At 39.4% G+C, this 11,047-nt stretch carries 6 protein-coding genes and 1 tRNA gene; 3 read left to right on the top strand and 4 right to left on the bottom strand.

Features of this window, described 5'->3' with window-relative positions; genetic code table 11:
• The 4 genes from CWC17_RS17375 to CWC17_RS17360 all read right to left on the bottom strand — a co-directional run.
• Positions 1-3,353: Ig-like domain-containing protein (locus tag CWC17_RS17375; RefSeq protein ID WP_138614304.1), on the bottom strand; the 3,353-nt coding region annotated here is incomplete at its 3' end.
• An 86-nt stretch (positions 3,354-3,439) separates the two neighbouring features.
• On the bottom strand, positions 3,440-4,591 hold the full coding sequence (locus tag CWC17_RS17370) for a FecR family protein (protein ID WP_138614302.1): 1,152 nt from the start codon (positions 4,589-4,591) through the stop codon (positions 3,440-3,442).
• Positions 4,592-4,602: 11 nt separating this feature from the next.
• Positions 4,603-5,931: a hypothetical protein gene (locus tag CWC17_RS17365; RefSeq protein ID WP_138614300.1), complete on the bottom strand. Its 1,329-nt coding sequence runs from the start codon at positions 5,929-5,931 to the stop codon at positions 4,603-4,605.
• A gap of 234 nt (positions 5,932-6,165) precedes the next feature.
• A tRNA-His gene (locus CWC17_RS17360) sits at positions 6,166-6,241 on the bottom strand.
• A 285-nt stretch (positions 6,242-6,526) separates the two neighbouring features.
• On the opposite strand from CWC17_RS17360, the gene CWC17_RS17355 reads away from it, so the two are divergent.
• The 3 genes from CWC17_RS17355 (at position 6,527) to CWC17_RS17345 (ending at position 10,954) form a co-directional block, all read left to right on the top strand.
• Positions 6,527-7,345, top strand: coding sequence for a mechanosensitive ion channel family protein (locus CWC17_RS17355; RefSeq protein WP_055016622.1), 819 nt, complete (start codon positions 6,527-6,529; stop codon positions 7,343-7,345).
• Between the two features lie 27 nt (positions 7,346-7,372).
• Positions 7,373-8,155: a DUF481 domain-containing protein gene (locus CWC17_RS17350; RefSeq protein WP_138541604.1), complete on the top strand. Its 783-nt coding sequence runs from the start codon at positions 7,373-7,375 to the stop codon at positions 8,153-8,155.
• A gap of 120 nt (positions 8,156-8,275) precedes the next feature.
• Entirely contained in the window at positions 8,276-10,954 is a 2,679-nt protein-coding gene (locus CWC17_RS17345) for an SLBB domain-containing protein (RefSeq protein WP_138614298.1), read from the top strand.
• The last annotated feature ends 93 nt before the right edge of the window (positions 10,955-11,047 follow it).

The following is an 11,047-nucleotide window of genomic DNA, read 5'->3' as shown; positions in this document are numbered from 1 at the left end:
GTATCGGTGCCATCGCTTAGGGTGTAGTTTACTGTGGCTTGTCCATTAAAATTAGCCTCTGGCGTGTATATCACATCACTACCTGCGCTTGTAACTGCACCTGATGTGGTTGTTAGCGCACTAATAGAAAGCGTATTGTTTTCTATATCTGTATCATTACTTAATACATTAATACTTGTTGCGGCGGCATCTTCTAAAATAGTCGCTGAGTCGGGGTTAGCAATAGGGGCATCGTTAACTGCCGTGACGGTTATTGTTAGCACGCCTTCGGCAGTCGTTGTGCCATCGGTTAGCGTATAACTTACAACAGTTTGACCATTAAAATTTGCCTCGGGTGTGTAAAGCAGGTTACTGCCAGATACTGAAACTGCTCCCGAACTCGTGCTTGCTGTACTAATAGCAAGTGGATCGTTGTCTACATCGATGTCGTTACCAACAACATTAATACTTGTTGGCGCAGCATCTTCTAAAATAGTTGCGGTATCAGCGTTTGCTACCGGGGCATCATTAACTGGGGTAATCGTTATTGTGAGTATCCCAGAAGCACTTTGCGAACCGTCAGTTATTGTATAGTTTACTGTTGCAGTGCCATTATCGTTTTCATCAGGTATGTATTGAATTTGCGAATTTACAATTGAAACACTACCGCTATCACTACTCACAGTAGAAAGCGTTAGAGTATCGCCATCTATGTCAGTATCGTTACTCAATACATCTATCAAAGTGGCAGAAGCATCTTCGGTAATGGTAACGCTATCGGCATTTACTATTGGTGCATCATTAACGGGTGAAATGGTTATTTCTAAAGTAGCGCTAGCTTCTCCTGCGTTATTATCAGAAATACTATAGGTCACAATAGCAACACCGTTAGCGTTAGGCCCAGCACTGTACTGAATTTTATTATCTACAATGCTCGCTGAGCCAAATTCGGTACTAACGCTTGTTATGGTTAAATTATCACCGTCTACATCGGTATCATTGGTAAGCACATCAACCAAAATTGGCGGCGCATCTTCTTGCATTGCAGCGCTATCTGCCATTGCTGTAGGCGCGTCATTAACGGGTGTAATAGTGATCGTTACTGTAGCGTTGCTTTGCACTGGCGTGCTATCGCTAAAACCATCAGAAATAGAATAGTTTAGTATTGCTTCACCAAAGTAATCAGGCTCGGGTGTATACTCAATTCTATTATTTACAATACGGGCGGTACCTATTGTATTTGTAACATCGGTAAGAGTGAGGGTATCGCCGTTTGCATCGGTATCGTTTTCTAATACGTTTAGTAATGTGGCTGGGCTGTCTTCTAGTAAGGTGTATAAATCATCATTCGCTTCAGCAGGCGAATTAGAACCTGTTTTATTTAATACAACCTGCGCTGTTGCAGTTAATCCTTGTTCATTGGAAACAGAATAGGTGAAACTATCAACATCTAAAGCGTCCGAATTAGGTTGATAAGAAAATGAACCATCAACGTTGAGGGTTAAAATACCACTTTGTACGTTAACTACAGGCGTTGTATTAACAGTGAGATTACCAGGTTCTATGTTTACATCGTTTTTAAGTAAGCCATTCTCAGCTGAAACTACCAGTGTTTGGTTGTACTGAAACTGGTACTCATCTTTTTGGGCATTAGGGTTATCTGGTGTGCTATTTATAGTGAGTGTTGCGGTAGCCGTGGCAGTAGCACCTAACGTGTCGATTACTTGGTATTTAAATTCATCAATACCGTAGTAGTTTGCATCAGGTATGTACGAAAAGCTACCGTCTGTAGCTAATTGTAATTGTCCGTGGGCGGGCGTTACACTGTATGTATCATCAATAATAAAAGTATCATTATTAGGGTCTGTGTCGTTGGCAAGTAACCCCTGGCTTGTATCAACTACAAGTGTGGTATCTTCATCTAAACTGTAACTGTCGTTTACAGCTGTAGGCGGGCTATTTTGATCCTGTGCATTAATAGTAACACTGGCAATTGCCTCTGCGCCTTGAGGGTCAACAATGCGGTACTGAAAACTATCCGCGCCTTGCATATTGGCGCTACCTATATACTCAAAACTACCATCCGAAGCGAGTGTAAGAGCGCCTTTACTCGGAAGACTAACCGGTGTTGTATCTAAAGTGAGTTGATCTTGGTCTATATCGCTGTCGTTGCTTAATAAACCGGGCGCAGCAATTAATAACGTTCCGTCATCACTAATGTTGTACGTGTTATCAAGGGCTATGGGCGCATCATTTACAGCATTAATCGTTATTTCTACAATGCCGGTATCTATCATCCCAAGCTCATTAATTACTTGGTAGCTAAACGCATCGTTGCCATTAAAGTTGGTCCGTGGGGTATAAGTAAAATCACCACTTTCGCTAAGGGAAACACTGCCATGTTGAGGGTTAACCAAAGGGTTTGTATTTATGTAAAGAGTCCCTTGGTACTCATCAGTGTCATTAATTAGTACGTTACCTTGCAAGCTTTGATCTTCATTCACTAAAAATTGATCGTTAACGGCATTTGGTGCAAAGTTTAGCTCTCCACCTAGCGGTGCTAAGTTAATTTTTTCTGCAAAGCCGCTTTCACCACTGCCATCTACACCGGTGATTAAAACTTGGTAGCTTTTATCTGCTAGCAGATCATCTACATTAAAGCTTGTTCCAGATATGCTTAAAAATTGTTGCCCATTCTCAAGTGTGTTTACATTACTTGTAGTTACACCTGCCTCGGTAGCTAAGTAAATATTGTAACGGTTTAAGTTATCGTTAGCTTGCCAAGATAAATTAATCGATTGACCATCTCGCTGTGCCGATATGCCTTCTATTTGGTAGGGTTGCCAATTAGTCGTCACTGCGTCTGCAAGTACCTGATTGTTACGGTTATCGGTAATCCATATCTCTAAGCGTAGGTCACCAGGCTCAACGCCATAAAAGTAAGGGCTTAACCCTATAACTGACTGCTCAAAAGCTGTTCCACATGCTTGTGTACAAAGTGCTAGGCTTTTATTTACACTCGGGAGTACTAAATTTACTGCGCTAATACCATCGGGGTCAGACACGCTAAGTAAAAAAGTGATATTGCCTTGTATAACTTCATTAACTTGTGAAAGAGTTATCGTAGCTTGAGAGTTGGCAACCGTTGTGCCTACAACCCCTCTGCTAGAGGCCACAGCACCTGACACCTGTGTTTTAGTAACAACAGAGTTACCGGCTATACCAGTAAGATTTATGGGTGTAGCAGAAGGGGTGGGTGTAACTTGTTCTACAGGTAGCTGCTCTGAGTTTTGTTGCGATGTTTCATCAGAGCCCCCACATGCACTAAGCAAAAAAACCATTAAACCGAGCAAAAAAAGGTTCTTTGCTGTCATTCTACATACTCCAATAAATAGCTTTGTATTCAAATTACTTAAACTGAATACTAGTAAAGAAAATTGTTACCTAAAGTGCAGGTTACCTAAGGTTCTAGTCTAAAATCGCCGCCAGCGTTTACAGCAGGGTTGTTTATTTCACTAAGGCTAAAATCACCTGTGATGGTATCTATGTCATTCAAAAACACAGCATCAATTTGGCCTGTTGCTTTATTGTTATTGTGAGAAGCGAATGTAACGGCTAAATCCAGCTTGGTTAAATCGATTAAGCCGCTGTAAGCTGCGTACCAATTTCCCCCTGCATCATTAAAGCTGATTTCACCATCGGGTACTGTGCCGTTATCAAAATCGACTGACATAGACATAGAAAAGTCACTTACCTCGCCAAGGCTCGACGACACATCAAAACTGGTTGCTTGATAATTAAAAACACCTTGGCGCTGCGCGATTTGGTCAATTAAAGTTGCATCATTTACCGCCTGAAATTGCTGCTGAGCATAAACATCAGTTACTGATATATCGGCATCTATAGTTTTTTCTGAAGTATTGTTTTGTACTATTGATTGCTGCTCTGTGGGTTGCTCAGCACTTGTGTCACCACTAATAGTATTTGTGTCATCACTTATGCTCGCTATGGTTTGTGTAAAAACAGCAGGTGCCTGTGTTGTTTTAATAACACGCCCTAATGAAGTGACCTGTGCAAAAGAAAAAGGCTCATTACTACCAAGAGATACAATGCTTTGATCTTCCAGTGTTAAATCTATTGCGCCATCCCAAACAGCTACATACATGTCACCATCTACAAGCTGTAGCTCAAAATGAGTACCTCGAATACCAATTGATCCAACCGGTGTTTTTACGCTATACGCGCCACCATTTTTTTTAATAACACCCGAGATAGAACGCAGCCCACCTTTTATTAGCTCAATAGAGGCAGAGCCTTGCTGAGTCGTTGTATTAAATTCATAGTTAGCAATATTTAGCTCAGAGTTTTCTTTTAATGCAATTAAGCCGCCATCAGACATTGAAAATTGTGCTTTGCTTTTTTCACCCGTTGTTATTTTATCAACATCATATACCGTATCGCGTCGCTTTAGGGTTCGCTGTTGGGCGGATTCGGCATCTGTAGCCAGTACAGCGCCTCGGGCTAAAATAGTTTTTCCTGCCACTGTGGTGCTTGCTTGAGAAAAAAAACTCACGCAAAGTAAGGTGGATAATACCGGAATTAAATGTTTCATAAGTACCTTAATTAGAATGAGTAACTTGCGCTTAAATTGGTATCAAAGCGATCGTATTCGAACAACGAAATATCACTGGTTTTGTCTTGGTAGTTCAATGCTAATTGCAACGCTAAACTTTTATTAACTGAGTAGCGTAATGAGCTCGAAAGTATCAATAAATTATCACTTCGCTCTTGAAGGAATAGCGGGTGTTTATCCTGATATTCAATCCATTGATACCCTGTTTGCGCAGAGACTTGCCAATGTTGGCTAAGTAATGCGTTTATTTGATAGTAAACCCCACTAATGTGCCTTGCATTAAATTCACCTTCATCAATGTTAGCGCTTTCATTTTTAAAGTTTGCGCTTACACTTTGATACCACTTTTTAGACAGGTAACTTGCACCTACATTAAGAGTATAAAAAGTGTTATCTAACTTATCATCAAATGTATTATTCATAAGGCCAACTGATAATGCGCCAAATACACTTAATTGTTTATTGAATTGGTAACTAGCGCCACTTGTTAGTGATGTTTCAGTTCTGTATAGCTCACCATTTAGTAATAAAGGTGTAATACCGACTTGCAAATACCAAAGGGTGTTATTATTTAACGCCTGTTGGTATCGACCTGATACATTGGTATTAACGCGGTCATATTCAGATAGCTCATTAAATTTGTACCAATCGGTGTTTACACCTAAAGCAAAAGCGCTATGTTGATCTATAGGGTAAAAGTAACGGCCTTTATAATTTAGCTTTACATAATTATCGTCGCTGCTTTTGCTTTTTGGCGATAGTAAAAACTCACCCAAGTTAGGGATTAAAATTGTATCCTCAGAAGTGCCTGCATTCACGTTACCATCTACACCATATGCAAGCTCAATGCTTTGATCATAAGTACGCTCAGTTAAGCGCTGCTTACGCTGCGATGCTTCTAATAAAGAACGAGCCGCTTTTTTTACACGCTTTGGTGAAGTATCAGTATTAATTAATACATTCGCTTGAGCGTTAGCTGCAGGTAAATTGTTGGCTGCAATATAAGATTTTACTAAATATAAACGTGCTTCATACCACTGTGGTTTTGCCTCAATGACTCGCTCAAATGCAAATACTGCAGGGGCCGAAAGATTAGAATTTAGCGCCGAAACCCCAAGCAAGTAGTCAAAATCAGGCTCGCCCAAATATATATAGTGCTTTTGACTAATTTTGTATGCTTCGTCAAATTGCTTTTGCGAAATTAAATATTTAAGTTCACCAAGTAGCTTTACATAGGAAATATTATTTTGAGCATTTGCATTCAAACTTACAAAAGAAAGGTAACCAAGTAATAAAATAAAAATAGCGTGTTTGATCATGCTCGTTAGAATATCCCAAGAAGAAGTGGTGGTTTGCTAATACTAAATGCTATTAAACCTTAATAAGGTAGCACTTTCTGTTTATATGTAAAGTATATTGGTGCATTATTGTGCGATTGTAAACAGAAGCTAAATTAGTATTTGATAAAGTGAAATATTCGGTAAAGCAGGATGGGTGAATAAATTTAAATTGAAAAACTAATGGGAGATAAATCAGGAACAAAAGGAGAAAATTGGGGCGATTGACGGGGCTTGAACCCGCGACAACCGGAATCACAATCCGGGGCTCTACCAACTGAGCTACAACCGCCACTACACACCTCGTTTGGTGTGGCGCGCATAATACATAAAATAATAAATGTTGTGAAGCCTAAAACTAAAAAAAATCAAAAAAAATCAATATTTCATAAATTTACTTCGTTATCAGTAAAGGTTCATAAAGAGTATGTACTCTTATGCGCGGGCTAAAAGTGGCTTAAAAAAACACTAAAACAACAACTTGCTAATTATAATTTACTATTTAATGAGAATAAAATGTAAATTAATGTATAATTACGTGCGGGAAATTGCTTAATAAAAACTATTTGGAGTTACTATGGATTCAATACTTACCTGGCTAAACGAAAACTCAGGTTTAATTTTACACTACGGCATTCAAGCTGTTATAGCGTTAGTTATCTTTTTACTTGGTAGCCGCATTGCTAAGTTTTGTGCTGGCTTAACAGAAAAAGCGTTCGATAAAAAGAAAGTAGATAAAGCGGTAGGCTCGTTTGTATCGAGTATAGTTTACGCTATTGTATTTGCTGCGACTATTTTAATGGCGCTTTCGCAAATAGGCATCGAAACTACGTCGTTCATTGCTATTTTAGGTGCTGCTGGTTTAGCTGTTGGTTTAGCGCTTCAAGGTTCGCTGTCTAACTTTGCATCAGGCGTACTTATTATATTGCTTCGTCCATTTAAATCTGGTGAGTTTGTTGAAGCCGGCGGTAAAATGGGCACAGTTAAAAAAATCGAAATATTCTCTACAGAACTACGTACTCCAGATAACAAAGTTATAATCGTGCCAAACTCACAAATTATGTCGGGCGCTATTACTAACTTCTCTCGTGAGTCTACCCGCCGTATCGATTTAGTTATTGGTGTAAGTTACGAAGCCGACTTACGAAAAACAAAAGAAGTATTACAGTCAGTACTTGACGCAGAGTCTCGTTTACTTAAAGATCCTGCTTACACTGTTGCAGTTTCTGAACTGGCAGACTCAAGCGTCAACTTTATTGTCCGTCCTTGGGTAAACTCAGGTGATTACTGGCCGACTTACTGGTCATTATTAGAGAACATTAAAATTGCATTAGATGATGCAGATATTGCAATTCCATATCCGCAAATGGATGTACATTTACACAAGCAAGACTAATTCTAAGTACTAAATAGGTTATTTTTAATGAAATTAAAGCTTTTAACACTTTTAGTTGCAGCCTCTGCTGCAACTAACGCATTCGCAGAAGACGCTGAGAAAAAAACGTGGGAAGTAACAAGTGAGCTTGGTGCTATCGTCACGAGCGGTAACACTGAAACTACAACGTTAAAAGGCGGTTTAAAGGTATTACATCACCTAGAAAACTGGAACAACGAGTACAAAATCGACGGCATCTACAAAGAAGATGAAGTTGAAGATGACAACGGTGATAAAGAAAAGCAACGCACCAACGAAAAGTACTCAGCGTCTGCTCAAGGTAATTACAAGTTAAATGAAGAAAACTCTCATTTATTCATTTATGGTTCACACGTTTCAGACTATTTTGGCGCGTATAGAACTGAATCTGTAATTTCTGCAGGTTATGGCTTACGTTTAATCGACCAGCCAGATATGTGGTTAAGTGCTGAGTTTGGTCCGGGTTACAAATTTTTTGAATACTCAGATGACAGCACCCAAGTTGACGACGATGGTAACCTACTTGCAGGTGAAAGCGACAGTGAAGTAATTGCTTTAGGTAAGTTAGACTATAACTGGCAAATTTCAGACAACGCACGTTTTACTCAACTTGTATCGGTTGAGTACGGTGATTCAAACACCAAAACGCGTTCTGAGACGGCACTGCTAACTAAAATAAATGGCTCGCTACAAATGAAAGTCGCTTTTAATGTTACCAATAACTCAGATGTTGCTGATGACGAAGAAAGTACAGATACAGAGACGTCATTAACGTTAGTATATAGTTTTTAACCAAAAACGTATTTAATGACAGTTAAGTGACAAAAGGGACGAAAGTCCCTTTTTTATTTGTCTAGATTTAATGTATTATAGCCTCCAATTTTGGTTGTAGACCTAGGGATATACCTACTCGTGAAAGTTTTTACACAATTTTTTAGTGCTTTTATTCTACTTTGTAGTTTTAGTACCATGGCATTTACGCCAACGGCCTCACAAATTGAGCAATTTAAAAAGTTGCCAAAAGCCCAGCAAGAAGCCCTAGCAAGACAATACGGTGTAGATATTTCTACCATCACCGGCGCAAATCAATCAAATGACGCAAACTCAAACGAGCAGAAGTCGACTATTGGTGAACGAAAAGAAAAAGAACAAGAAGACTTAACCGACGAGGAGCGCTTTAAACCAAAAACAGAAGAATTAAAGCCTTATGGTTACGAGCTTTTTGCAGGTGAACCTACTACGTTTATGCCAAGCGAAAATGCTGCCGTACCTGACACCTATATAGTAGGCCCAGGCGATCAACTAAAAATTAACTTTTATGGAAAAGAAAGTGACAGCTTTGATGTAACAGTTGACCGCGAAGGGCGTATTAGTATTCCCGATTTAAGCCCTGTAGAAGTAGCAGGCTTAACGTTTGCCGAAATAAAAGAACTCATAAAAGTAAAAGTTGAACAAGAAGTGATAGGGGTGAAAGCCTTTGTATCACTAGGTCAACTACGTAGTATGCGTATTCTTGTACTAGGTGAAGCTTACAAACCAGGTAGCTACAGCGTATCGTCTTTAACAACCGTATCACATGCTTTGTTTGTAAGTGGTGGTGTGTCTGAAATTGCGTCACTGCGTAATATACAAGTAAAGCGCGCTGGAAAAACAGTAGCTAATTTCGATCTTTACGATTTACTAATTAATGGTGATAGCAGTAACGACATCGTATTAAAGCCTGGTGATGTTGTTTTTGTGCCACCTGTAGGGGCGCAAGTTACTGTAGATGGCTTAGTAAAACGCCCAGCAATATTTGAACTTAAAAAAGGCGAGACGGCTAATCATTTACTCTCAATGGCAGGGGGCTTAAAAGCAGGTGCGTATGCTAAAAATGCCGTGGTAGAGCGTTTTAACTTTGATCGCAAAGAAGTACTATCAATAGATTTCACTAAGCCACAAATTAACTACACTCCGCAAGATGGCGACCGCGTACACTTTAACTCTGTAAGCTCACAGTATCAAAACTCTATAAGCCTAATTGGTGCTGTAGCGCGCCCAGGTAATTATCAGTGGTATCAAGGTAAGCGTATTTCAGATGTTTTAAAATCAGTACGTGGTGACCTGCTTCCACAAGCAGATTTAAGCTACGGCTTAGTAATTCGCGAAATTAATATAAATGGTGATATAGAAGCGCATCAGTTTGATGTAGCACAAGCCATAATTAAAAACCCAGAAAATAACTTAACGTTAAAAGCAAACGATAAAATTATTGTATTCAGCCGCTTTGAAGAAAAAGAAGCTGAAAAATCAGCACTTGCTAATATGGCCCTAAGCCAAGAGCAGCAAGAACAGCAGCTAAAGGCTGAGCAGTGGCATACATACCAGCAAAAAGAGTTTGAAAAATATATTGGTATAAATCAAGAAGAAGAGGAATTTATTTTTGAAGAAAATAAAGCCCTCACACTCGCTGAAATGTCAAAGCGCAAAGCTAAAGAAGAAGCTGAACTTGAATTAAAACCAGAAGATTATGCTTTATTTAGTCGCCATAATTTACTTGCACCACTTATTGCTAAATTTAAGCAGCAGGCTTCTGTCGAACAGGCTATTCAGCTAGTAGAAATTAGCGGCAATGTTACATTCCCAGGTGTTTACCCGCTAATGGTGGGCGGTGAAGTACGCGATTTGGTCACCGCGGCAGGTGGCTTACTAGAATCTGCCTACGTAAAACAAGCCGAAATTACACGTATTGTAGCGAGCGACGCCTCTAAAATAGAACACTTACGTTTAGACCTAGAAAGCGCTATGCGCGGTGACTCACAAAGTAATATTACACTGCAAAGTAAAGACAGTATTAACGTATTCGCCATACCCAATTGGCAAGAAAACGTAAAAGTAGAACTTAAAGGTGAGCTTAGATTCCCTGGCACATACACAATTCGCCGTGGCGAGACACTGACTGAGTTGCTTCAACGCGCGGGCGGTTTCTCTAAATTTGCAGAGCAAAAAGCAGCAATATTTACTCGTGCTTCTATAAAAGAGCAAGAGCAGCAACAGCTAGCACGCTTATCAACTGAGCTACGTCGCGACATAGCCTCAAAAAGCTTTCAAAACTCAGTAAGTAGTAATTCACTTTCATATGAAGAAATGAATAAGCTATTAAATGATTTAGCAAGTGTAGAAGCGGTAGGGCGCTTAGTTATCGACTTACCACTGATTGTTGAGAACAAGCAAAACTTAGTCCTGCAAGACGGTGATGTTTTATATGTACCTAGCAAGCGTGACTCGATTAGCGTAATAGGTGAAGTTAATTACTCTACTTCCCATTTATATAAAGCAGGCGTAAATGTTGATGATTACATTGATTTAAGTGGTGGCCTAAAAGAGCGTGCTGATGAGGACCGTATTTACATAATAAAAGCAAATGGCTCAGTAAAAATTCCAAATACAGGAGGCTGGTTTGCGGCTAATAATGCAGAGCAATTAGAGCCTGGTGATACTATTGTAGTCCCAATGGATGCAAGCCATATGGATAAACTAACGCTTTGGAGTACAGCAACGCAGATAATGTATCAATTAGGTGTAGCGGTTGCTGCGATAAGTGGTATTTAATAAAGTTAGGCATTACTGACCCAGTATAAAATATCTTTAATTAATAGCTTTAAATTAAAGCTATTAATTTTATTTTTGATAGCTGATAGCTGA

Origin of the sequence: Pseudoalteromonas sp. S3785 (genome assembly GCF_005887365.1) — a bacterium.
Classification (GTDB): Bacteria; Pseudomonadota; Gammaproteobacteria; order Enterobacterales; family Alteromonadaceae; genus Pseudoalteromonas.
This window is presented reverse-complemented; position numbering and strand designations above follow the sequence as displayed.

Bases quoted from the DNA above. Each gene is read 5' to 3' on its own strand.
- CWC17_RS17370 (WP_138614302.1), bottom strand. From the start codon at position 4,591: ATGAAACATTTAATTCCGGTATTATCCACCTTACTTTGCGTGAGTTTT.
- CWC17_RS17365 (WP_138614300.1), bottom strand. From the start codon at position 5,931: ATGATCAAACACGCTATTTTTATTTTATTACTTGGTTACCTTTCTTTT.
- CWC17_RS17355 (WP_055016622.1), top strand. From the start codon at position 6,527: ATGGATTCAATACTTACCTGGCTAAACGAAAACTCAGGTTTAATTTTA.
- CWC17_RS17350 (WP_138541604.1), top strand. From the start codon at position 7,373: ATGAAATTAAAGCTTTTAACACTTTTAGTTGCAGCCTCTGCTGCAACT.